Origin of the sequence: Neisseria sp. P0006.S004 (genome assembly GCF_051963015.1) — a bacterium.
Lineage (GTDB): Bacteria > Pseudomonadota > Gammaproteobacteria > Burkholderiales > Neisseriaceae > Neisseria.
This window is the reverse complement of record NZ_JBQCUS010000006.1, coordinates 79,385-101,262: the sequence shown is the minus strand read 5'-3', so window position 1 is coordinate 101,262 and position 21,878 is coordinate 79,385. Positions and strand designations below refer to the sequence as shown.

23 protein-coding genes and 1 tRNA gene are annotated in these 21,878 nt (G+C 47.9%); 14 read left to right on the top strand and 10 right to left on the bottom strand.

Annotated features, from left to right (window positions below):
• Positions 1-7 precede the first annotated feature (7 nt).
• From ACTHR2_RS09035 to ACTHR2_RS09020, 4 genes are all read right to left on the bottom strand, one after another.
• The gene (locus ACTHR2_RS09035; protein ID WP_003680520.1) at positions 8-214 is read right to left on the bottom strand and encodes a DUF2788 domain-containing protein; all 207 of its coding nucleotides are present in this window, start codon (positions 212-214) and stop codon (positions 8-10) included.
• An 89-nt stretch (positions 215-303) separates the two neighbouring features.
• Positions 304-1,473 (bottom strand): O-succinylhomoserine sulfhydrylase, encoded by a 1,170-nt coding sequence (gene metZ / locus ACTHR2_RS09030; RefSeq protein WP_263337453.1) that lies wholly within the window; start codon positions 1,471-1,473, stop codon positions 304-306.
• Positions 1,474-1,616: 143 nt separating this feature from the next.
• Positions 1,617-2,177, bottom strand: coding sequence for a DUF3465 domain-containing protein (locus ACTHR2_RS09025; RefSeq protein ID WP_107738057.1), 561 nt, complete (start codon positions 2,175-2,177; stop codon positions 1,617-1,619).
• 121 nt (positions 2,178-2,298) lie between these two features.
• Positions 2,299-3,099 (bottom strand): hypothetical protein, encoded by an 801-nt coding sequence (locus ACTHR2_RS09020; protein WP_263337460.1) that lies wholly within the window; start codon positions 3,097-3,099, stop codon positions 2,299-2,301.
• Between the two features lie 166 nt (positions 3,100-3,265).
• Here ACTHR2_RS09020 and ACTHR2_RS09015 point away from each other — a divergent pair, with 166 nt between their 5' ends.
• The 3 genes from ACTHR2_RS09015 (at position 3,266) to ACTHR2_RS09005 (ending at position 4,766) form a co-directional block, all read left to right on the top strand.
• Positions 3,266-3,517: an NGO1151 family protein gene (locus tag ACTHR2_RS09015; RefSeq protein WP_070588139.1), complete on the top strand. Its 252-nt coding sequence runs from the start codon at positions 3,266-3,268 to the stop codon at positions 3,515-3,517.
• A gap of 76 nt (positions 3,518-3,593) precedes the next feature.
• A complete protein-coding gene (locus ACTHR2_RS09010) occupies positions 3,594-4,397 on the top strand; it encodes a basic amino acid ABC transporter substrate-binding protein (RefSeq protein WP_049347925.1) in 804 nt (267 codons plus the stop codon).
• 129 nt (positions 4,398-4,526) lie between these two features.
• A complete protein-coding gene (locus ACTHR2_RS09005) occupies positions 4,527-4,766 on the top strand; it encodes a putative hemolysin (RefSeq protein WP_070588140.1) in 240 nt (79 codons plus the stop codon).
• Positions 4,767-4,831: 65 nt separating this feature from the next.
• On the opposite strand, the gene serS is transcribed toward ACTHR2_RS09005, so the two are convergent.
• Together serS and ACTHR2_RS08995 are read right to left on the bottom strand one after the other, a co-directional pair.
• On the bottom strand, positions 4,832-6,127 hold the full coding sequence (gene serS / locus ACTHR2_RS09000) for a serine--tRNA ligase (RefSeq protein WP_003680530.1): 1,296 nt from the start codon (positions 6,125-6,127) through the stop codon (positions 4,832-4,834).
• Positions 6,128-6,252: 125 nt separating this feature from the next.
• Positions 6,253-6,328 (bottom strand) — tRNA-Glu (locus tag ACTHR2_RS08995).
• A 133-nt stretch (positions 6,329-6,461) separates the two neighbouring features.
• Between ACTHR2_RS08995 and ACTHR2_RS08990 the strand changes: the two genes are divergently transcribed.
• From ACTHR2_RS08990 to dcd, 4 genes are all read left to right on the top strand, one after another.
• Positions 6,462-7,361, top strand: a complete 900-nt coding sequence (locus ACTHR2_RS08990) for a recombination-associated protein RdgC (RefSeq protein ID WP_440375638.1) — start codon at positions 6,462-6,464, stop codon at positions 7,359-7,361.
• A gap of 78 nt (positions 7,362-7,439) precedes the next feature.
• The gene (locus ACTHR2_RS08985; RefSeq protein WP_263341828.1) at positions 7,440-8,222 is read left to right on the top strand and encodes an ADP-ribosylglycohydrolase family protein; all 783 of its coding nucleotides are present in this window, start codon (positions 7,440-7,442) and stop codon (positions 8,220-8,222) included.
• A gap of 24 nt (positions 8,223-8,246) precedes the next feature.
• Complete coding sequence (locus ACTHR2_RS08980; RefSeq protein ID WP_128581718.1) at positions 8,247-8,678, top strand: hypothetical protein; 432 nt, start codon at positions 8,247-8,249, stop codon at positions 8,676-8,678.
• Positions 8,679-8,803: 125 nt separating this feature from the next.
• Positions 8,804-9,370 (top strand): dCTP deaminase, encoded by a 567-nt coding sequence (dcd, locus tag ACTHR2_RS08975; RefSeq protein WP_003680541.1) that lies wholly within the window; start codon positions 8,804-8,806, stop codon positions 9,368-9,370.
• 55 nt (positions 9,371-9,425) lie between these two features.
• Here dcd and ppsR read toward each other — a convergent pair whose 3' ends face one another.
• Positions 9,426-10,247 (bottom strand): posphoenolpyruvate synthetase regulatory kinase/phosphorylase PpsR, encoded by an 822-nt coding sequence (gene ppsR, locus ACTHR2_RS08970; RefSeq protein ID WP_070588146.1) that lies wholly within the window; start codon positions 10,245-10,247, stop codon positions 9,426-9,428.
• Between the two features lie 416 nt (positions 10,248-10,663).
• Between ppsR and ppsA the strand changes: the two genes are divergently transcribed.
• From ppsA to ACTHR2_RS08945, 5 genes are all read left to right on the top strand, one after another.
• Positions 10,664-13,048: a phosphoenolpyruvate synthase gene (ppsA, locus tag ACTHR2_RS08965; RefSeq protein ID WP_440375637.1), complete on the top strand. Its 2,385-nt coding sequence runs from the start codon at positions 10,664-10,666 to the stop codon at positions 13,046-13,048.
• A gap of 270 nt (positions 13,049-13,318) precedes the next feature.
• Positions 13,319-14,023 (top strand): peptidoglycan DD-metalloendopeptidase family protein, encoded by a 705-nt coding sequence (locus ACTHR2_RS08960; RefSeq protein WP_440375636.1) that lies wholly within the window; start codon positions 13,319-13,321, stop codon positions 14,021-14,023.
• A 172-nt stretch (positions 14,024-14,195) separates the two neighbouring features.
• Complete coding sequence (locus ACTHR2_RS08955; protein ID WP_036491298.1) at positions 14,196-14,690, top strand: hypothetical protein; 495 nt, start codon at positions 14,196-14,198, stop codon at positions 14,688-14,690.
• Between the two features lie 192 nt (positions 14,691-14,882).
• On the top strand, positions 14,883-15,842 hold the full coding sequence (locus ACTHR2_RS08950) for a DnaJ C-terminal domain-containing protein (RefSeq protein ID WP_263337492.1): 960 nt from the start codon (positions 14,883-14,885) through the stop codon (positions 15,840-15,842).
• A 15-nt stretch (positions 15,843-15,857) separates the two neighbouring features.
• Positions 15,858-16,148, top strand: a complete 291-nt coding sequence (locus ACTHR2_RS08945) for a chaperone modulator CbpM (protein ID WP_049332077.1) — start codon at positions 15,858-15,860, stop codon at positions 16,146-16,148.
• A 117-nt stretch (positions 16,149-16,265) separates the two neighbouring features.
• On the opposite strand, the gene ACTHR2_RS08940 is transcribed toward ACTHR2_RS08945, so the two are convergent.
• Positions 16,266-16,460 carry a YbdD/YjiX family protein gene (locus tag ACTHR2_RS08940; protein WP_003747442.1) on the bottom strand — a complete coding sequence of 65 codons (195 nt, stop codon included), beginning with the start codon at positions 16,458-16,460 and terminating at the stop codon, positions 16,266-16,268.
• Positions 16,450-18,531: a carbon starvation CstA family protein gene (locus ACTHR2_RS08935; protein ID WP_263337500.1), complete on the bottom strand. Its 2,082-nt coding sequence runs from the start codon at positions 18,529-18,531 to the stop codon at positions 16,450-16,452. The genes ACTHR2_RS08940 and ACTHR2_RS08935 overlap by 11 nt, the downstream gene beginning before the upstream one ends.
• Positions 18,532-18,861: 330 nt before the next feature.
• Between ACTHR2_RS08935 and ACTHR2_RS08930 the strand changes: the two genes are divergently transcribed.
• Positions 18,862-19,605, top strand: a complete 744-nt coding sequence (locus tag ACTHR2_RS08930) for a pseudouridine synthase (RefSeq protein ID WP_263337502.1) — start codon at positions 18,862-18,864, stop codon at positions 19,603-19,605.
• A gap of 59 nt (positions 19,606-19,664) precedes the next feature.
• On the opposite strand, the gene alr is transcribed toward ACTHR2_RS08930, so the two are convergent.
• Positions 19,665-20,723 carry an alanine racemase gene (gene alr, locus ACTHR2_RS08925; protein ID WP_263337504.1) on the bottom strand — a complete coding sequence of 353 codons (1,059 nt, stop codon included), beginning with the start codon at positions 20,721-20,723 and terminating at the stop codon, positions 19,665-19,667.
• 217 nt (positions 20,724-20,940) lie between these two features.
• Between alr and ACTHR2_RS08920 the strand changes: the two genes are divergently transcribed.
• Positions 20,941-21,402 carry a winged helix-turn-helix transcriptional regulator gene (locus ACTHR2_RS08920; protein ID WP_003747450.1) on the top strand — a complete coding sequence of 154 codons (462 nt, stop codon included), beginning with the start codon at positions 20,941-20,943 and terminating at the stop codon, positions 21,400-21,402.
• Positions 21,403-21,878 lie beyond the last annotated feature (476 nt).

The following is a 21,878-nucleotide window of genomic DNA, read 5'->3' as shown; positions in this document are numbered from 1 at the left end:
TTCCTGCCTACTTCGGCAATACCAAAAAGCTAATCAGCAATTCTTTAAATACGAACCCAAACACACCCAAGCCCAAAACCAAGAAGAGCATGGCAATGCCGAATTTGCCGGCTTTGGATTCTTTACCCAAGTTCCAAACGATAAAGCCCAAAAAGATAATCAGGCCACTCAGTAGGATTTTCATTGCCCATGAGGCGAATTCTGCTTCAGTCATTATTTTTTTCCTTTTATTCTTAAGATGTGTGTTTAATTGCTTTCAGACGGCCTATTAAAATTTAAGGCCGTCTGAAATTTGTTTTTAGATTATTTGTTCAATGCTTGTTGCAAATCATCAATCAAATCGTCGATGTATTCCAAACCGACAGAGAGGCGGATCAAGCCCGGACGGATATTGGCGGCGAGTTTTTCTTCAGGCTGCATCCGGCCGTGCGTGGTTGTCCACGGATGGGTGATGGTCGAGCGCACATCGCCGAGGTTGGCAGTACGGGAGAAAAGCTCCACGCCGTCCACGACTTTCCATGCGGCTTCTTGGTCGGCGACTTCAAAGCCGATGACGATGCCGCCACCGTTTTGTTGCTTGCGGATAAGCTCTGCCTGCGGATGGTCGGGCAAACCGGTGTAGTACACGGCTTGGACTTGCGGCTGTTGTTGCAGCCATTGGGCGATTTTTAACGCATTGTCAAACTGTTTTTCCATACGGATACCGATGGTTTCGATGCCACTGAGCAGTTCCCAAGCATTGAATGGCGACATCGCTAGCCCGCAAGAGTTGCAATATATGGCAACTTGCGTCATCAATTCTTCCGAACCGGCCAACACACCGCCCATCACGCGGCCGTGTCCGTCAATCGCTTTGGTTGCAGAAGACACGGAAATATCCGCACCGTGTTTCAAAGGCTGCGAACCGGCTGGCGACAAGAGGCTATTGTCCACCACCAAAAGCGCGCCGATGCTGTGCGCCAGTTCAGCCAGCGCTTCCAAATCGGCAACTTCGCCCAATGGGTTGGACGGAGTTTCCAAGAAAAACAGTTTGGTATTGGGCTTGATTGCCACTTTCCATTCATCTACATCAACCGGTGATACATGGCTGACTTCGATGCCGAACTTGGTAACGATGTTGTTGATGAAACCGACGGTCGTGCCGAACAGGCTGCGGCTGGAAACAACGTGGTCGCCTGCTTGCAAGAAGGTAAAAAACGCCGCCTGAATTGCAGACATACCGGTCGAAGTGGCTACCGCGCGCTCTGCGCCTTCCAATGCGGCAATGCGTTTTTCAAAAGCGGCAGTAGTCGGATTGGCTGTACGGGTATAGGTAAAGCCTTTAATTTTTTTGGAAAACAAATCTGCCGCATGTTGCGCGCTTTCCCACATGAAGCTGCTGGTCAAAAACAGCGCCTGATTGTGTTCGCGATATTCGGTCTGCTCTTTGCCGCCCCGGATGGCCAGCGTTTGCGGATGAAGTTTTTTGTTCATTTATTCTCCAATCTACTGTGTATTCCAATGGACGGAACAATATTTTCCGTCTGTTTAACTTGTTAACATTTTGCGCCGATTTCTACCATCTTTCAAGCCGAAGGCCGTGTTTCGGGCCGTCTGAAAAAACAGGAAAACCGTTTTTACTGATAAAGTCGGCCATCGTGTTTCAACCAGCCGTCAGTATGCCGGCCTGACGGGTCATGGTGCGTCCAATGGATAACGCCGCCCTGCTCTGACCATTCGTATTCGCCGTAAAATGCTACTTTATCGCCTTTTTTCAAACCCTTAATCTTATCGGCAAGGTCGATATTGTGTGCCACCAAAAGCGTCTGGCCGCTGGAGAGCTTCAAGATAAAGCGTTGGTGGCGCGTGCCTTTGTTGTCATCCGGCAGGGTTTTCCATACCGTGCCCTCGCCCTCAACCTGAATATCGCTTTGTTCGTTTTCAAACGCCTGTTTCAAAACCGCTTCAGCTGATTCTTTGTCCGAACCGATTTGCTGCTGAGCCGTATCGGCGTTTTTTCTACCCGAATTATTTTGTTTTTGAACGGCTTCTATTTTCTGCTGATTCTGCGATTGTACCGGCTGCTTGTTTTGCATTTTGTTATAAGCAAATACGGCAACCAAAGCAATCAGCAATACAATGATTTTATTTTTATTCATAACAATCTCAAAAAAAATGCCCGATTCTGCATCGGGCATATCAACTATTTAGAAAGGATATTTATCACGAAAACGTGAGCCGCTATTATACACGCTTCGTAAAATTTTAAGGGAAATTTACGCCGAAGGCCGTCTGAAACTTTTCAGACGGCCAGGATACTCAACGGCGGTATTTCATTTCAGTCTTCATATCGTCCAAGATACGTTTGACGTTGTGTTCCAATACATCTTCCACCAAGCCCGGCGCCTGCTCGTTGAGCATTTGCTGCAACTGATAAGTGAACAAGGCCATTTGTTTTTGTACGGCAATCCGAATCATGCCGTTGACCGCATCGGCCACATGGGGGCGCAAACGCTTAATCAGGCGCTCGGTCAAATCTTTTTCAGAAACGCAGAATACTTCCCGACGGCCGATCGCTTGCGGGTTCAATACATTGATATGGACATTGATGGCCGGTTCTTCTTCAATGCCGTCTGAAACTGCCTCTTCAGCCGCTTCCGCATCATCATTTTCCGGTTTTTCAGTTTCTTCCACTTCAGGCATATCAAAATCTACCGCACCTGATTTCGGATTCAGTCTGACGGTACGCGTTGATTCGATATGACGCTCTGAAGCCGCGGCCTGCAATGCCGATTGCGCGCTCAACCAGTTGTCCTGCAAAACCACCATCGCATCGGTTTCCACTGCTTCGCCATCGTCGGCCAAGGCTGTATTGTGTTCCAACTGCCAACGGTACAAATACTCTTCCAATACTTTTTCACGATTGCCTGCATCCAATTTATATTCTTTTTTAGACGTGGTTTTAGACACGGCATCGACAGCGTCGTCCGATTTTTTGACCAATGGCGCATGAGTCGGCGCGGTATTGAATTGTCGTGCCTGACGCAATCTTTCCAGGCGTTTTTCCCAATTCAGGTCTTCTTCCTCGAGGGTTGCGGGGTCAAGACGGTTGTTTTCCATAATAATCTCTTTTTTTCATTTTTATTGTGAACCGCATTCAAACCTAAAATCACTTGACATACGGCCGATGGTTGGACATATCCGGCAAGCCGGCGCAAGCGTCACATTTTAATATTAATTCACTATATAATCACTATTTTATTTAATATACCCTCAAGGATACATCATGAGCAGCATCGAACAACGCCTCGAATACTTGGAAGAAGCCAACGACGTTTTGCGTATGCAAAACCACGTCCTCGCCACCGCCCTCAAAGGCCTTATCCGCTCCCTGCCCTCCGACATGGCCAACGATGCCGTAGAATCCATCCAGCTTGCCTTTGAAGACGCGTTGGCGGAATTGAGCTATGAAGACAGCCCGCACACCGACCTCTTCCATGACGTAACCTACGCATTTTTCCGAGAAAAAGACCACTGATTTCGGCTAGTTTGTTCACAAAATTATGCTAAACTAAGATTTTATCCGTTAACATTTTATTAAGAAAGCACATATCATGAACATGAAAAAATGGCTGGCCACTGCCCTCGCTTGTTCCGCCCTTGCCCTGACTGCCTGCGGCGGTCAAAGCAACAATGCCTCTGCTCCTGCCGATAAAGTGTACCGTGTCGGCTCCAATGCCGAGTTTGCCCCATTTGAATCTTTGGATTCTGCCGGCAAAGTGGAAGGTTTTGACGTAGATTTGATGAATGCCATGGCCAAAGCCGGCAACTTCAAAGTCGAATTCAAACACCAGCCATGGGAAAGCCTCTTCCCTTCGCTGAACAACGGCGACGTGGACATCGTTATGTCCGGCGTAACCATCACTGACGACCGCAAACAAAGCATGCTCTTCAGCGATCCATACTTTGAAATTACCCAAGTTGTCCTCGTTCCAAAAGGCAAAAAAGTGGCTTCTTCCGAAGACCTGAAAAACATGGCTAAAGTCGGCGTGGTAACCGGCTACACCGGCGACTTCTCCGTTTCCAAACTCTTGGGCAACGACAATCCGAAAATCGCACGCTTTGAAAGCGTTCCCCTGATTATCAAAGAATTGGAAAACGGCGGTTTGGATTCTGTAGTCAGCGACAGCGCGGTTATTGCCAACTATGTGAAAAACAACCCGACCAAAGGCCTGGATTTCATCTCACTGCCTGACTTCACCATCGAAAACTACGGTATCGCTGCACGCAAAGGCGACGAAGCAACCATCAAAATGTTGAACGATGCGCTGAAAAAAGTACGCGAAAGTGGCGAATACGATAAAATTTACGCCAAATACTTTGCTAAAGAAGGCGAAAAAACCGAAGCAGCCAAATAATCCGGTATGACTTCTTAAACTTAAAGGCCGTCTGAAAACTTTTCAGACGGCCTTTATCTGGTTAACCTCATTTAACGCAAGCGTCCCCTATAATCCGCTTGTTTTTATCCTTCAAATGAAAGACACGCCATGATCAAACCCATTATCCTCAGTCTGGCTGCCGCAACCGCTTTGGCCGCCTGCTCCGCTTCTGAAAAACAAGAATCTCCTAACCTCGGCGCAGCCAATCCGGCTTCCGAATTCTGCGTCAAACAAGGCGGCAAATCCGAAATCAAAAAAGACAAAGATGGTGGCGAATACGGCGTGTGCCACTTGCCTGACGGTACCGTTGTCGAAGAATGGGAATATTTCCGTCAACACAACAAATAATTGTTCAATCATAGAAAAGGCCGTCTGAACCCAAGTTTCAGACGGCCTTTTTATTTAAACAACGATTATTTTACTTCCAATTTGGTCACGCCACCCATATACGGTTGCAACGCAGCAGGAACATTAATGCTGCCGTCGGCATTTTGATGGTTTTCCAATACCGCCACCAAAGTACGGCCGACAGCCAAGCCTGAGCCGTTCAAAGTATGTACCAAACGGTTTTTACCGTTTTCATCTTTGAAACGCGCTTTCATGCGGCGAGCTTGGAAATCTTCGCAGTTGGAGCAACTGGAAATCTCACGATAAGTATTTTGCGCCGGAACCCAAACTTCCAAGTCGTAGGTTTTGGTTGCGCCGAAGCCCATATCGCCGGTGCACAAAGTGATCACTCGGTATGGCAGTTCCAACGCTTTCAAAATATTTTCAGCGTGTCCAACCATTTCTTCCAGCGCTTCGTATGATTTTTCCGGATGAACGATTTGCACCATTTCCACTTTATCAAATTGGTGTTGGCGAATCAAACCGCGCACGTCTTTACCGTATGCACCCGCTTCGGAACGGAAACATGGGGAATGTGCAGTTAATTTCAACGGCAAATCACTGCCGGCCACGATGCTGTCGGCAACAGTATTCGTCAGCGTCACTTCAGCGGTCGGAATCAGATATTGCGTTTTCTTGCTCTCGTCGCCGCCGCGGGTAACGTGGAACAAATCTTCTGCAAATTTAGGCAGTTGACCCGTACCTTGCAGAGTCAGATCATCCACAATGTAAGGCGTGTAATGTTCGGTATAGCCGTGTTTCAGCGTGTGCGTATCCAGCATGAATTGCGCCAGCGCGCGATGCAGACGGGCGATTTGGCCTTTCATCACAGTAAAGCGCGCGCCGGACAGTTTCGCACCGCCTTCAAAATCCAAGCCCAGAGGCTCGCCCAAATCAACATGGTCTTTGATTTCAAAATCAAATTCGCGCGGCGTGCCGACTTTGCGGACTTCAACGTTTTCAGTTTCATCTTTACCGGCAGGAACACTTTCATGCGGCAGGTTCGGAATGGTCAACAACCATGCGTCCAATTCTTTCTGAACGGCATCCAAATCAGCGGCAGCCTGCTCCAAATCCACTTTGATTTGGGCAACCTGATCCATTGCAGCTTGAGCCTCTTCGTGTTTGCCTTGGCCTTTCAACGCACCAATTTGTTTAGAAATACTGTTGCGTGAAGCCTGCAACTCTTCTGTTTTCACTTGAACGGCTTTGCGTTGCTCTTCCAAAGCGTTGAAACGCGCGGTATCAAACTCATAACCGCGTGCGGCCAAACGTTCGGCGACTGCGGCGGTATTGCTGCGGAGCAATTGGATGTCTAACATTGTTTTCTCTCGTTAAGATTCGGAATGGCATTATTGTAAACCAATTTAAAGATATTTTCACAGCGGCAGGCCGTCTGAAAACAAAAAACGCCCCTGCAAAAAGCAGGAGCGTTTTTTAAGAATTTTGGCACGCCCACGGGGATTCGAACCCCGGTTGCCGCCGTGAAAGGGCAGTGTCCTAGGCCTCTAGACGATGGGCGCGTAACCGAAGCGCGAACTATACAGAAAGCCTTTTCTTCTGTCAACGCCTTTACTGCTTTTTTAAAGATGCTGCCGATTTCCGTATGTTATTTTCCCTGTATAATGCCGGTTTTAATAAAAAGGAAAACTCGCCATGTGGTTTAAGCAAATCAGTTTTTATCCACTCAACAAAGACAAGCTGCCCGAATTGGAAGTCCTTGCCGACAAATTGGCGCAATCCGAATTTGCCCATTGTCAGGGTTTGGACTGGTTTAGCGAAGGCTTTGCCACGCCGGTTTCCTTTTCGTCCGAGCTGGTTTTCCCTGCCGATTACACTTGGCGCGTTGCTCTAAAAAAAGAAGAAAAAGTCCTGCCTGCCAGCGTGATCCGCGATATTTTGGATGAAAAGGTTTTGGAAATCCAAAACAACGAAGCGCGCAATGTCGGCCGCAAAGAAAAACAAGAGCTGAAAGAGCAGATTACTGACGACTTGCTGCCCCGTGCTTTTACGCGCAGCAGCCGCACACAGGCGATTTTCGACACGCGCCACGGGTATCTTTTGGTCAACAATGCCGCCTCTGCCAAAGCGGAAAATATCCTGACCAAACTGCGCGAAGCGTTGGGTGGTTTGGAAGCCGCCCTGCCCAACACCAAACAATCGCCCTCCTCCCTGATGACCAGCTGGCTGCTGCAAGGACACTGCGAAGGCGGTTTTGAATTGGACAGTGATTGCGAACTCAAAGGCGTAGGCGATGTTGTTCCGGTCGTCAAAGTTTCCAAACAAGATCTGACCGCCGATGAAGTGGTGCAACACGTCAAAAACGGCAAAACCGTTACCCAACTGGGCTTGGTATGGCGTGAACAAATCGCGTTCATCCTCACTCAAGACTTTACGCTCAAACGCATCCAGTATCTGGACGTGTTGCAAGAAGAAGCCGAAAGCAACGGCGACGATGCCGCCAGCCTCGCCTTTGCCTCGCAAATCCTGATGACCGAAGCCATCAGCACCATGTTGGAAGAACTGGTTTCTTATTTGGGCGGCTGGCAAGAGTAATTTTTCAGACGGCCTTTTGATTGGGAAATATCAAAGGCCGTCTGAAATATAAATAGAAGTATCAGAAAGGATGTCATGATGTTGGGCGCAGTCATCGGCGATATTGCCGGATCACGATTTGAGTTTGACAACTACCGTCATACCGATTTCGATATTTTCAGCCCCGACAGCGACTTTACCGATGACACGATTTGCACTGTTGCCATTGCCGACTGGGTTTTACAAGGCTGCAACGATAATTTGGCCTCTATTTTACAAGGCTGGTGCAGGGCATATCCCTGTCCAAAAGGCGCATATGGCGGCCGCTTTTCACAATGGATAGAATGGAAAGATCCAGAACCTTATAATAGCTGGGGCAACGGCTCGGCCATGCGTGTTTCTGCCGTTGGTTGGGCATTTGCCACATTAGAAGAAACCCTGCATTTTGCTGAACAATCCGCCACCGTAACGCACAACCACCCGGAAGGCATTAAAGGCGCGCAAGCCGTAGCCGCCGCCATCTTTTGGGCGCGTACCGGCATGGGCAAAGTGCAAATCAAAGAAAACATTACACGGCAATTCGGCTACGATTTGAGCCAAAGTTGCGACCAAATCCGCCCGCATTATCATTTCAACGAAAGCTGTCAGGAAACCGTACCTCAAGCAGTTACCGCCTTTCTTGAAAGCGATGATTTTGAACACGCCATCCGACTGGCGGTTTCCCTAGGCGGAGACAGCGATACCTTGGCAGCCATTACCGGCAGTATTGCCGAAGCCTGCTACGGTATCCCTACGTCTATGCGCGAACACGCTTTAGCCATATTGCCACGCCGTATTGCTGAAACCCTGCTGACTTTTGAATCCCAATATCAGGCCGTCTGAAACTGCCTGCAAAAAGGAACAATAATGATGAAATACCTCGCCCTACTCCCTATCGCCTTAATGCTGGGTACGCCTGCCATTGCCGAAACCATCAATCCTTATCAGGAAAAAGGTTGCGCTTATGATGGCGATGTCGGCAAAGACGGCAAACCGTCCGGCAAAGGCACATGGAAATGCCAAGACGGCCGCAGCTATGTCGGAGCCTTTAAAGACGGTAAATTTGACGGCAAAGGCGTATATACCGTTTCCAGCAACAGCGAAACCTTTATCGAACCTTTCTCCTCCAACAGCGCCAAATTACGCAATATGACGCTGGAAGGCGTGTTCAAAAAAGGCAAGGCGCACGGAAACTTTACCGCCTCTCAAAACGGCACACCTGTCTTCATCATGAAATGCGAAGACGGTATGATTAAAGAAGTCAAACTGCCTAAGAAATCTGCTTCCAAAACCAAATAAACAGCCTTTCAGACGGCCTTATCCAGCTTTTAGGCCGTCTGAAACATCAATTGACAAGCCCGCCTAAAGGCTGTTGTGTTGATTTTAAAGAATTTCCAAACAACCCTTACCCCAGGACAACCACCATGAGCATTAAATCCGACAAATGGATACGCCGCATGGCCGAAGAACACGGCATGATTGAGCCGTTTGAGCCCAACCAAATCAAAGAGGCCAACGGCCAACGCATCATTTCCTACGGCACATCCAGCTACGGCTACGACATCCGTTGTGCTAATGAATTTAAAATCTTCACCAATATCAACAGCACCATCGTTGATCCAAAAAACTTCGACCCAAAAAACTTCGTTACAGTCGAAGACGACTGTTGCATCATTCCGCCCAACTCCTTTGCACTGGCGCGCACAGTCGAATATTTCCGCATCCCGCGCAACGTCCTGACCGTCTGCTTAGGTAAATCCACTTACGCACGCTGCGGCATCATCGTCAACGTTACCCCGTTTGAGCCAGAGTGGGAAGGCTACGTTACGCTTGAGTTTTCCAACACCACCCCCCTGCCTGCCAAAATCTATGCCGGCGAAGGCGTGGCCCAAGTTTTATTCTTTGAAAGCGATGAAGTCTGCGAAACTTCATACAAAGACCGCAACGGCAAATACATGGGACAAACCGGTGTTACCCTGCCAAAAACCTAATGTACAAAATAAAAAAAGGCCGTCTGAAGTTTCAGACGGCCTTTTATCATTTCATTTAGAAACGGCGTTTCAGCTTGCAAGCCTGCAAGATATGAACGGCAAGTTCTTCCACTGATTTATCAGTTGTATTGGTAAACGGCACTCCGTGGCGTTTGAACATATTTTGCGCATCGGCAATCTCACTGCGGCAAGTATCGATTTTGGCATAGGTCGAATTAGGACGGCGCTCATGACGGATAGCCTGCAGACGCTCAGGCTGAATGGTCAAGCCGAACAGCTTGTCTTTATAAGGTTTGACCATACGCGGCAAATCGGTCGATTCCAAATCATCGGGAATCAATGGATAGTTGGCGGCACGGATACCGTATTGCAAGGCCAGATAGAGACAAGTCGGCGTTTTGCCGGAACGGGACACGCCCATCAAAATCACATCCGCTTCCTGCAGGTTTTTATCGCTGACGCCGTCATCATGATTCAGTGAAAAATTGACCGCCTCCATACGCGCATCATAGCGTTGGGTATTGCCGATACTGTGGTGCCCCTGCCGGGCGGCAACCGCCTCCGTATTGAGTTCCTTTTCCAAAAGACCGAGAAAGGTTTCAAAGAAATTAATATGGAACGCATTGGCTTTCTTGATGATTTCACGGATTTCGTCATTGACCACACTGACAAAAGCAATCGGGCGCACACCGAATTTTTCAGCTGACTGGTTGACTTTGTCTACAACAGCACGCGCTTTTTCAGGCGTATCGATAAACGGATAGGTATGGCGTTTGAACTCCACATTGCCAAATTGGTTCAGCAAGGCTTCACCGATATTTTCAGCGGTCAGGCCGGTTCGGTCGGAAATATAGAAGACTTGGCGTGGATCAGTCATAATGAATCCTCTTGAGGGTAACGTTTCAGACGGCAATCATAGCAGTTACAGCCTTTGCAATAAAGCGATTCCCGATAGATTACACAGGATTACAACAAATTTGAACAATTTTTAAATTGGCACAAAATTTTATTTTTTTCCATTTTGTAGAATTTTATTCTAAAATTGCAAAATAAATCTTATTTATCAAATTTATTAACTTATTTTGTTTTCCATATTTAACAAGAAGATAACACGTAAAAACATGAATCTAATATTCACATTTCAGAAGGCTACACGCCTGAAAAGCACAATATCACAGACGAATTTGTGATTTTTAAAAAGATAAAACACATGACAGCCATCAAACGAATGGCTACAATAAGCAGGCGGATTTGTTTCTTTTTTAACATTTTTGGATTGGATTGGACACACAAATGGCCGAAAACTACGTTATTTGGTTTGAAAACCTGCGTATGACTGACGTTGAGCGAGTGGGCGGTAAAAATGCCTCTTTGGGCGAAATGATCAGCCAACTGACTGAAAAAGGCGTGCGCGTTCCCGGCGGTTTTGCAACCACAGCCGAAGCTTATCGTGCTTTCCTGGCTCACAATGGTCTGAGCGAGCGTATTTCCGAAGCCCTGAAACAACTGGATGTTGAAGACGTTGCCGAATTGGCACGCGTGGGTAAAGAAATCCGTCAATGGATTTTGGATACCCCGTTCCCTGAACAGCTGGATGCTGAAATCGAAACAGCTTGGAACAAAATGGTTGCCGATGCCGGCGGTGCGGACATTTCCGTTGCCGTACGTTCTTCCGCAACAGCAGAAGACTTGCCGGATGCTTCTTTTGCCGGTCAACAAGAAACCTTCTTGAACATCAACGGCTTGGAAAACGTTAAAGAAGCCATGCACCATGTATTCGCTTCCCTGTACAACGACCGTGCCATTTCTTACCGTGTCCACAAAGGCTTCGAACACGATATCGTTGCCCTTTCCGCAGGCGTACAACGCATGGTGCGCTCCGACAGCGGCGCGTCCGGTGTGATGTTCACCATCGATACCGAGTCCGGTTACGACCAAGTCGTTTTCGTTACCTCTTCTTACGGCCTGGGCGAAAACGTCGTACAAGGCGCGGTAAACCCTGACGAATTCTATGTATTCAAACCTACTTTGAAAGCAGGCAAACCGGCTATCCTGCGCAAAACCATGGGTTCAAAACAAATCAAAATGATCTTTACCGACAAAGCCGAAGCCGGTAAATCTGTCACCAACGTTGATGTACCTGTAGAAGACCGTCAACGCTTCTCCATTACCGATGCCGAAGTAACCGAGTTGGCTCATTACGCGCTGACCATCGAAAAACACTACGGCCGCCCAATGGACATCGAATGGGGCCGCGACGGTTTGGACGGCAAACTCTACATCCTGCAAGCCCGTCCTGAGACCGTGAAATCCCAAGAAGACAGCAGCCGCAATCTGCGCCGCTTCTCCATCAACGGCGAAAAAGTTGTCTTGTGCGAAGGCCGTGCCATCGGTCAAAAAGTCGGCCAAGGCAAAGTACGCCTGGTGAAAGATGCTTCCGAGATGGATTCCGTTGAAGCTGGCGACGTACTCGTTACCGACATGACCGACCCGGATTGGGAACCGGTGATGAAACGTGCTTCCGCCATCGTGACCAACCGCGGCGGCCGTACCTGCCACGCAGCGATTATCGCGCGTGAATTGGGTATTCCGGCTGTTGTAGGTTGTGGCGATGCTACCGATCTGCTTTCAGACGGCCAAGAAGTTACCGTATCTTGTGCCGAAGGCGATACCGGCTTCATCTACTCCGGTCTGCTGGACGTACAAATTACCGATGTTGCTTTGGACAACATGCCTAAAGCCCCTGTCAAAGTGATGATGAACGTTGGTAACCCTGAATTGGCATTCAGCTTCGCCAACCTGCCTAGCGAAGGCATCGGCTTGGCACGTATGGAATTCATCATCAACCGTCAAATCGGTATCCACCCTAAAGCTTTGTTGGAATTTGACAAACAAGACGACGAATTGAAAGCGGAAATTACCCGCCGCATCGCCGGCTACGCTTCTCCTGTCGACTTCTATGTCGATAAAATCGCAGAAGGCGTGGCAACTTTGGCTGCTTCGGTTTACCCACGCAAAACCATCGTCCGTATGTCTGACTTCAAATCCAACGAGTACGCTAACTTGGTGGGTGGCAGCATTTACGAACCGCATGAAGAAAACCCAATGTTGGGCTTCCGCGGTGCAGCGCGTTATGTAGCCGATAACTTCAAAGACTGCTTCGCACTCGAGTGTAAAGCCTTGAAACGCGTTCGCGATGAAATGGGTTTGACCAACGTCGAAATCATGATTCCATTCGTTCGTACTTTGGGTGAAGCAGAAGCTGTTGTTAAAGCCCTGAAAGAAAACGGTTTGGAACGCGGCAAAAACGGCCTGCGCCTGATCATGATGTGCGAATTGCCAAGCAACGCAGTATTGGCAGAACAATTCCTGCAATACTTCGACGGCTTCTCCATCGGCTCTAACGACATGACCCAGCTGACCCTCGGTCTTGACCGTGACAGCGGTTTGGTATCCGACTCCTTCGACGAGCGCAACCCTGCCGTTAAAGTAATGTTGCACTTGGCAATCTCTGCTTGCCGCAAACAAAACAAATACGTCGGTATTTGCGGTCAAGGCCCATCAGACCATCCGGACTTCGCCAAATGGCTGGTTGAAGAAGGTATCGAGAGTGTATCGCTCAACCCTGATACCGTCATTGAAACTTGGCTGTATCTGGCTAACGAATTGAACAAATAAGTTCGATGAGACAAAAATCCCCTGCCCGTTTATCCTGGCAGGGGATTTTTATTGCCTTATTCAATGCCGTCTGAAAAAACTTTCACTTTCTTTTACCTTACTGAAAAAGTCCTTTATCATCAAAATGATAAAAAAATATGCTGCTATATCCAAAAATTTTCAATGTTAAGATACTGCCTTTCTGTATTTTATCCCATGCCTTTTGAGTGAACCTTTTTTCACTCTTCCTATCTATCATACACAGCATAACGATACATTTCGAAACAACCCATGAATACAACCTTTATTTCCACCTTTCAGACGGCCTTGAAACGTCTGGTACTCATCAGCACCATTACCGTCTTAGCAGCCTGCGCCGGCAACAACACTTCTTCCAACCGCGCCGTACCCGACGGCTACTACAAAGTCCGCCCCGGCGATACCCTGACCCAAATCGCCAAACGCTACGGACAAAACGTCAATACACTGGTTGCATGGAACAACCTTCCCAACGCCTCACAAATCGAAGTCGGCCAAGTATTGCGCGTCCGCCGTCATGTTGCCTCCCGCAATACTGCTACGCAGCAACGCCAAGCAACCGCCGTTACCCCGATCAACCGGTTAAGCTTGCAATGGCCGACCGATAACGCCTCATCCTCCATTATCCAACGCTACAACGGCACAACCAGCAAAGGCATAGATATTGCGGGCACGCAAGGCCAACAAATCCGTTCTGCCGCAGCCGGTACCGTCATCTACGTTGGCGAAGAAGTCCGCGGCTACGGCAAGCTGATTTTAATCAGCCACAACGACTACACCATTACCGCCTACGCCCATAACGACACGCTTTTGGTACAAAAAGATCAAAAAGTCCAAGCAGGTCAAGTTATCGCCACCATGGGCAGCAGCGATTCAGACAGCGTCAAGCTGCATTTTGAAGTTCGTCTAAACGGCAAAGCAGTCGATCCCCTGCCTTATTTGACTAGAACAAATTAATACCTCAATCAAAAGGCCGCCTGAAATAACTTTATTTCAGACGGCCTTTTGATTTGTCTTACCATAACACCCATCTCAACAAAGCATTGACCAACTTAACTTATGTTGATTGAGTGAAAACACCGTTATACAATAACAACTCTTTTTAACATTCTATTTTAGGTGCCCTACTATGTCTCCTAACCGCATCCTTGCAACCGCATTCTTGTTTGCTTCTGCATTTGCCAGCGCAGATGTTCATATTGATGAAAGCATCCCTTACCGTCATGCAGAAGAAATCGATACCCGTATCGTTTCCGAATGTTTACAAATAGGCAACGTCATGTCCAAATCTTTGCAAGAAACTGCAGCCAAAAGTGATGTAACTATTGTCCGTGACGGTAAAAAACAAGGCACATACGCAGATATCTCCATTACTTCCGCCATGAGCGCAGGCGTAGCCTTTGTCGGCCACGCCAAAAGTATTACAGCCGTTGCCACTTTGTATGTTGATGGCGAAGAAGTCAATAAAAAAACCTTTACCCGCAATTCTTCCGGTGGCATGCTCGGTGTTTATAAAAGCTCTTGTGCAGTCTTAAATCGCACTTCTAAAGTCTTGGGTTCAGATATTGCTCAATGGATTGTTAGCGAACAAAAAACGCTCAAGACAAATAAAACCCCAATTTGATAAAGGCCGTCTGACAAACCGTATTTCAGACGGCCTTTATATTTTCTATTTCTCTAGAAACAAAGAAATAAATTATCCATTAATCATTGTCAGAAATAGAGAATTTTATTTTCAACGCCCTTGATTTTAGAATATCTACCCTCAATTATTAAAACTATAAGAATTTTGTATATGAGCAGTCAAAGGAATAACATGGCAGAAAAAAACTATTATGAAATACTAGGCGTTGCCAAAGATGCGGATGAGGCCGAAATCAAAAAAGCCTACCGAAAACTGGTGCGCAAATACCACCCCGATGTCAGCAAAGAACCTGACGCAGCCGAACGTACGGTAGAAATCAACCGTGCCTACGAAACGCTTTCCGACAAAGAAAAGCGGGCCGAATACGATGAAATGTTGGCTAATCCTTACGGACGCAGCGCCGGAGGCAATCCGTTCGGTCAAGGCGGCAATCCGTTTGGCAATGGATTTAACGGTGGCGGCTTCCACTATGAACGTTATGAAGGCGAGCCGTTCGGAGCGGGAGACTTCAATTTTGAAGATCTGTTTTCATCATTCCGCCAATCCCACACTCGTTCCGAGCAACCCCGCGGCCCAATAAAAGGCGAGGATCAACATGCTGAATTGAGTATTGATATTTACGCAGCGTATGTTGGCGCAGAACGTAGCATGACTTTGAATGTGCCGACTCTAGACGAATACGGACATGCGGTTTATCAAAATAAAACCCTCAACGTCAAAATCCCCAAAGGCATTGCAGAAGGCCAACAAATCCGTTTGGCCGGTCAAGGTTTGCCGGGATATAACGGTGGAGAAAACGGTGACTTGTACTTAAAAATCAAGTTCCACGACCAACCTGATTTATACGTCAAAAACAGGAAAGACGTATATCAAACAATAGATGTCAAACCTTGGGAAGCCGTATTGGGCGGCAAAATCATCGTCCCTACCGCTTCAGGCCGCTTGCAGGTCAATCTGCCTGCCAACAGCCAAAGCGGTAAAAGCATCCGCCTCAAAGGCAAAGGTATTCCTGCAAAAGAAGCCGGAGACCTTTATCTCAATATCCGCATTAATGTTCCGCCAGTAGAGAGCGAAGCCGACCGTGCCGCATGGGAAAAATTGGCCGAACACTTTGCCGCGAAACAAGCATAAGAGAAAGGATAAATTATGATTCAGTCCTCCGATGTTACCCTTACTTTTGAAGAAATCGTTGCCGCCAGCCGCTGCCGTCGTGATTGGCTGTTGGAACTTATAGCAGAAGACATCATCAGCATAGATGGTGCGCCCGAAAAAAGTACCTTCAGTGGTTTTCATCTTGCCCGCATCCGTCGTGCACAACGCTTAAGCCGTGATTTTGAGGCCGGCATTCCTGCATTGGGGCTGATTATGCGGCTGTTGGACGAAGTGGAAGATCTCAGAAAAATACAGCGTCCACTGGTACTGCTCGAAGAAGAGTAAATATTGGCAAGTTGTTCGATTAAATATTGATGAAAAGACAAAGTTTTTGATTTTTATTGATATTCCATAATGAAAGGCCGTCTGAAAATATTTTCAGACGGCCTTTTTATGCCTTCATTAACAACAGCGTCCGCCGTTGCCGCCGCAACGGCGTTTGCGGCAGTAGTCTTGGAATTGCAGCTCGGTCATGACCGGTGCATTGGGATTATGTTTGCGCTGACGGGCAACGTAGTTTTCATAATCTGGAACACCAGCCATCAAGTTTGCTGTCAGCTTGATGGTTTTCCACCAAGATGCGAGCTTATGCTTCATGCTGAGCCTCCGGCTGTTTACCGTCGCGGTACACTGCTGGAATTTCTTTAGCAGTTGGCCAGCCGACTTTGCGGGCTTTCATGGCGGTACGGAAACCGTACACGGCGACAATCACGACAACTGCCAAGAACAAAGCAGTCAGACCGGCATTGATTTGGTCGTTGAAGATGATTTGTGACATTTCGCCAATGTCTTTAGCTGGAGCAAGGACTTCGCCTGAAGCCAAGGCATCGCGGTATTTGCCTGCGTGAGCCAAGAAGCTGACGCGTGGGTCGCTGTGGAACAGTTTTTGCAAACCGGCATAGCAGGTCACAAACAAGACGCCGACAGCAGGAACCAAAGTTACCCAAACATAGCGGTCGCGTTTCATTTTCACCAATACAACAGTACACATAATCAACGCTACGCCTGCAAGCATTTGGTTGGCGATACCAAACAACGGCCAGAGCGAGTTAATACCACCCAGAGGGTCAGTTACGCCGGTATAGAGGAAGTAACCCCACAATGCCACGGCAAAGAATGTGGCAACCAAGTTGGCAGGGATAGAGTCGGTGTTACCGAATGGTTTGTAGAAGATACTGCCCAAGTCTTGAATCATGAAACGGGCAACGCGTGTACCGGCATCAACCGCGGTCAAGATGAACAAGGCCTCAAACAGCAAGGCAAAGTGATACCAGAACGCCATCATGGCTTCGCCCGGAATCAGACGGCTCATGATGTGTGCCATACCGACTGCAAGAGTTGGTGCACCGCCTGCACGGGACAGAATGGTGTTTTCGCCCACTTCTTTAGCAGTATGTAACAGAGTTGCGGCATCAACAGAGAAATTCAGTTTAGTGGTGATGACTTCGGCAGCTGTGTTGGCATCTGTACCAATCAGCGCGGCTGGGCTGTTCATCGCGAAGTACACGCCTGGCTCAAGCGAAGCGGCGGCAGCCAGCGCCATAATGGCCACAAAGCTTTCCATAATCATGCCGCCGTAACCGATCATGCGGACGTGGGTTTCGTTTTCCACCATTTTTGGTGTGGTACCTGAAGAAATCAACGCATGGAAGCCTGAAACCGCACCACAAGCAATGGTAATGAACAAGAATGGGAACAATGCACCGGAGAATACCGGGCCTGAACCATCGATAAAGTGGGTAACTGCAGGCATTTGCAGAGTCGGGTTAACAATAACGATACCCAAAGCCAAAGCTGCAATCGTACCGATTTTCAGGAAGGTAGACAGATAGTCGCGCGGAGTCAGCAAGAGCCAAACCGGTAATACGGAAGCCACAAAACCGTAAATCATAATCGCCCAAGTCAGCTGAATGCCGTCAAGGTCGAACCAATGGCCGAAGGAGCTGTGGGCAACATCTTCACCGTAAATCACGGCCAACATCAGCAAAATAAAGCCGACGATGGAAATCTCGCCAATTTTGCCCGGACGGATGTAACGGGTGTAGATACCCATAAACAGGGCAATCGGCATAGTCGCTGCGATGGTGAACGTACCCCAAGGGCTGTGAACCAATGCTTTCACAACGATCAGCGCCAACACCGCCATAATGATGACCATAATCATCAAAATACCGATGGATGCAATCACGCCGGGGACGGTACCGAGTTCTTGTTTCACGATATCGCCCAAAGACTTACCGTCACGGCGCATAGAAACAAACAGTACCATCATATCCTGTACGGCACCGGCAAATACCACGCCGAAGATAATCCACAAAGTACCGGGCAGATAACCCATTTGCGCTGCCAATACAGGACCAACCAGAGGGCCTGCGCCGGCAATAGCGGCAAAGTGGTGGCCGAACAGTACGCCTTTATGTGTGGGAACATAGTCCAAGCCGTCATTGTGGCGTTCTGCCGGAGTCAGACGGTTAGGATCAAGCTGCATCACACGGTTGGCAATGTAAAGACTGTAGAAACGGTAGGCAATGCAGTATACCGAAATGGCGGCCGTAACCATCCAAATCGCACTGACTTGCTCGCCACGGCTGAGAGCTAAAGTAGTAAAGGAGGCCAAGCCTACCAAAACCACAATGCCCCAGATCAAAAATGATTTGAGCGATTTCATTGATTTATCCTTAAAACGTGATGCACCAAGGCTTGCTTTAGCGACAAACTGCCTTAATGCGCTTCAGAAAGACCAGTCATTATAGTCTTCATGATTTCATGAGTGAAATGTCATTTCAACCCCAATTCGACTGAAAACAAAATGATTAGTTCGTCCGTAAGGTTAACACAAACAGACAATATACCCTTCATTTTTTACTTCAAAACCAAATATTCCTTAACATATAGCAAACGAAAGGCCGTCTGAAAACCCAAATATTCAGTTTTCAGACGGCCTGACAAACGGTCAATGCTATAATCCGACATTCCCATTTCTCTATATTGCCATACCATGCAAAACAACGATTCCGAAACCATGCGCCTCTCCAAACGCATGGCGCAATTAGGCTTATGCTCTCGCCGCGAGGCAGACAGCTACATCGAGCAAGGCTGGGTCAAAGTCAACGGCCAAACCGCCGTACTCGGTCAAAAAGTTACCGAGCGCGACCGCATCGACCTCAACAAACAAGCCCATGAAAAACAAGCAGCGCGTGTAACCATCCTGCTGAACAAACCTGTCGGCTACGTCAGCGCGCAGGCAGAAAAAGGCTATAAGTCCGCCGCCGAACTCATTACCGCCGAAAACCACTGGGAAGGCGACGACAGCCGTATCCCTTTCAGCGAAAAACACAAATTCGGCTTAGCTCCTGCCGGCCGCCTGGATATCGACTCCGTCGGATTGTTAGTACTCACTCAGGACGGCCGCATTGCCAAACAACTGATTGGCGAAAACAGCAGCAGCGAAAAAGAATACCTCGTCCGCGTCCGTGGCAAATTGGACGACAAAGGCCTCACCCTGCTCAACCACGGCTTGAGTTTGGACGGAGAAAAATTGCTCCCCGCCAAAGTCGAATGGCAAAACGAAGACCAGTTGCGCTTTATTTTGCGACAAGGCAAAAAACGCCAAATCCGCCGCATGTGCGAACTGGTCGGCCTGCGCGTCGTCGGTTTGAAACGCATCCGCATGGGCAAAGTCAAACTCGGCAGACTGCCGCCGGGCAAATGGCGTTATTTACGCGCTGACGAATCGTTTTAATTGCAGATAACAAAAAGGTCGTCTGAAAACACATTTCAGACGGCCTTATCTTTTACTGCTTACTCAATATAAGTAAACTTCGCACGTTTGATATTGCAGAGGATTTCGTACGGAATCATACCGGCAACTTCGGAAACTTCATTGATATTAATCACATCGCCCCAAAGCTCAACTTCCGCGCCCAAGCCCTCTTTCGAGGCTTCCAGCTCAACCGTAATCATATCCATAGATACCCTGCCGATGATACGGCTGCGTTTGCCATCCACCGCCACAGGAGAATTAGTGGAAGCGCGACGCGGATAGCCGTCGGCATAGCCGCAGGCAATCAAACCGACACGGGTAGATTTGCTGGTGTAGAACGTTGCGCCGTAGCCAATCGGAGAATGTGGTTGCAACACGCGCTCGCCGAAAACACGGGAAGTCAGGCGCATAACAGGTTTCAAACGCTCATCCACGCCGCCGAAAGGCGAAATACCATATAAGGCCAGACCGGCACGTCCCCAATCACGACGTGCTTCAGGTACGTTCAAAATCGCGGCAGAATTGGCCAAGCTCTCTTCTCCTTCCAAACCTTCACACGCCAAATCAAACGCTTCAATCTGCATTTCGGTCATGCCGTTTTCCGGCTCGTCCGCGCAGGCAAAATGGCTGAATTTCACAATATTTTCAACCGATTCGGATTGTTTCAATGCAGTATAGGCGGCGGCATAATTGTGTGGAAAGAAACCGGCACGGTGCATACCTGAGTCCATTTTCAGCCATACAGTTGTCGGATGTTGCCACTCATGATGCACAAACGCCTCCAGCTGCCATTGACTGCCGATTGCCGGCCACAAATCATAACGGTCAACATCCGCATACTCCGCAGCCTCAAACACGCCTTCCAACAAAACAATCGGATTTTTAATGCCGTTTTGACGCAATTCCACGCCTTCATCTACCGTTGCCACCGCAAAGCCGTCGGCAATATCCGCCAACGCGTGTGCGCATCTGACCGCGCCATGCCCGTAAGCATCGGCCTTAATCACAGCCAACAATTTATTGCCGTGCAACTCTTTGAGAAAACGATAATTTTGACGTAAATTATCCAAACGGATTTGCGCATTGAGCGGACGCATAATGTATTCCTCTTATCGGCATTCCGTTTCAGACGGCCTGCCCCATTACTTTGAAGTAAATATTATAGGTCAAAAACTACACAGGATTCCATGAAATACACAAGAATAATCTATTCATAATTTAGACCTCATGCGCGCCTTCAGACATTTATGCTTCTTCTCAGCCTGTTTTAAGGTTATGATGTCATCCAAATTGAAAACGACAAGCATCAAAGCCATGAAAGAACTCGACAAAACCGACTTAAAAATTCTCAAGCTCCTGCAACAAAACGCACGCATCCCCATGACCGAATTGGCTGAAAAAGTCGGCCTCTCCACTACGCCGGTAACCGAACGCGTCCGCCGCTTGGAACGCGACAACCTCATCACCGGCTATCACGCCCATCTGAATCCTCATGCCTTAGGTCAAAGCCTCTTGGTTTTTGTCGAACTAAAACTGCGTTCAAAATCCGGCAATATTTTTGAAGACTTCAAACGCGAAGTGCTGAAGATTCCGCAAATTTTGGAATGCCACTTGGTCTCCGGCGAATACGACTACCTCATCAAAGTCCGCCTGCCCAATATGTCCGCCTATCGCGATATGCTCGGCAATATCCTGCTGCAACTGCCGGCAGCAGCCGAAAGCCGCAGCTATGTCGTGATGGAAGAAGTCAAAGAAGAAGTAGTATTAGACATCTAATTCTATTCAACCAACAAATGCCGTCTGAAAGATTACAACATTCAGACAGCCTTTGTTTTAAACAGGCAAAAAAAATGCACACATCCGATAGAATGTGTGCCAAGTCTACAAAGGAGAAATAGAGGAGAAACTATTAACTGACTACTCGAACCAGCTAACGAAACGAATTATGCAACAAGAGCTTCAACCGCGCAAGTATTTTTCTTGTAAAATTTCTTAATTATCCAATTTACAGAACTTAAATGTAATCATGTTTCAAAGCAGATAAAAAAATGCGCATACCGTTTCGATATGCGCCAAGTCTACAAAGGAGAAATAGAGGAGAAAAATCAAGCTGCATCAAGCAACTCAACGGCGCGAATTATCCTAGCCTTCTACCCGACTGTCAACTGTTTTCCTACCTATTTTCAAGCATTTTGCCAAAAAACAACAAATCCGCTATTCCCCTCTTTTTCTGGCTATTTTCGCCCATATAT

What these genes read in the sequence shown, in the direction of transcription:
- ACTHR2_RS08945 (WP_049332077.1), top strand. Translation starts at nt 15,858, where the DNA reads ATGATTCAGTCCTCCGATGTTACCCTTACTTTTGAAGAAATCGTTGCC.
- dcd (WP_003680541.1), top strand. Translation starts at nt 8,804, where the DNA reads ATGAGCATTAAATCCGACAAATGGATACGCCGCATGGCCGAAGAACAC.
- ACTHR2_RS09015 (WP_070588139.1), top strand. Translation starts at nt 3,266, where the DNA reads ATGAGCAGCATCGAACAACGCCTCGAATACTTGGAAGAAGCCAACGAC.
- ACTHR2_RS09020 (WP_263337460.1), bottom strand. Translation starts at nt 3,099, where the DNA reads ATGGAAAACAACCGTCTTGACCCCGCAACCCTCGAGGAAGAAGACCTG.
- ACTHR2_RS08990 (WP_440375638.1), top strand. Translation starts at nt 6,462, where the DNA reads ATGTGGTTTAAGCAAATCAGTTTTTATCCACTCAACAAAGACAAGCTG.
- ppsR (WP_070588146.1), bottom strand. Translation starts at nt 10,247, where the DNA reads ATGACTGATCCACGCCAAGTCTTCTATATTTCCGACCGAACCGGCCTG.
- ACTHR2_RS08935 (WP_263337500.1), bottom strand. Translation starts at nt 18,531, where the DNA reads ATGAAATCGCTCAAATCATTTTTGATCTGGGGCATTGTGGTTTTGGTA.
- ACTHR2_RS08920 (WP_003747450.1), top strand. Translation starts at nt 20,941, where the DNA reads ATGAAAGAACTCGACAAAACCGACTTAAAAATTCTCAAGCTCCTGCAA.
- ACTHR2_RS09010 (WP_049347925.1), top strand. Translation starts at nt 3,594, where the DNA reads ATGAACATGAAAAAATGGCTGGCCACTGCCCTCGCTTGTTCCGCCCTT.
- ppsA (WP_440375637.1), top strand. Translation starts at nt 10,664, where the DNA reads ATGGCCGAAAACTACGTTATTTGGTTTGAAAACCTGCGTATGACTGAC.
- serS (WP_003680530.1), bottom strand. Translation starts at nt 6,127, where the DNA reads ATGTTAGACATCCAATTGCTCCGCAGCAATACCGCCGCAGTCGCCGAA.
- ACTHR2_RS09005 (WP_070588140.1), top strand. Translation starts at nt 4,527, where the DNA reads ATGATCAAACCCATTATCCTCAGTCTGGCTGCCGCAACCGCTTTGGCC.
- ACTHR2_RS08960 (WP_440375636.1), top strand. Translation starts at nt 13,319, where the DNA reads ATGAATACAACCTTTATTTCCACCTTTCAGACGGCCTTGAAACGTCTG.
- ACTHR2_RS08980 (WP_128581718.1), top strand. Translation starts at nt 8,247, where the DNA reads ATGATGAAATACCTCGCCCTACTCCCTATCGCCTTAATGCTGGGTACG.
- ACTHR2_RS09035 (WP_003680520.1), bottom strand. Translation starts at nt 214, where the DNA reads ATGACTGAAGCAGAATTCGCCTCATGGGCAATGAAAATCCTACTGAGT.
- ACTHR2_RS08955 (WP_036491298.1), top strand. Translation starts at nt 14,196, where the DNA reads ATGTCTCCTAACCGCATCCTTGCAACCGCATTCTTGTTTGCTTCTGCA.
- ACTHR2_RS08950 (WP_263337492.1), top strand. Translation starts at nt 14,883, where the DNA reads ATGGCAGAAAAAAACTATTATGAAATACTAGGCGTTGCCAAAGATGCG.
- alr (WP_263337504.1), bottom strand. Translation starts at nt 20,723, where the DNA reads ATGCGTCCGCTCAATGCGCAAATCCGTTTGGATAATTTACGTCAAAAT.
- metZ (WP_263337453.1), bottom strand. Translation starts at nt 1,473, where the DNA reads ATGAACAAAAAACTTCATCCGCAAACGCTGGCCATCCGGGGCGGCAAA.
- ACTHR2_RS08985 (WP_263341828.1), top strand. Translation starts at nt 7,440, where the DNA reads ATGTTGGGCGCAGTCATCGGCGATATTGCCGGATCACGATTTGAGTTT.
- ACTHR2_RS09025 (WP_107738057.1), bottom strand. Translation starts at nt 2,177, where the DNA reads ATGCCCGATGCAGAATCGGGCATTTTTTTTGAGATTGTTATGAATAAA.
- ACTHR2_RS08940 (WP_003747442.1), bottom strand. Translation starts at nt 16,460, where the DNA reads ATGAAGCATAAGCTCGCATCTTGGTGGAAAACCATCAAGCTGACAGCA.
- ACTHR2_RS08930 (WP_263337502.1), top strand. Translation starts at nt 18,862, where the DNA reads ATGCAAAACAACGATTCCGAAACCATGCGCCTCTCCAAACGCATGGCG.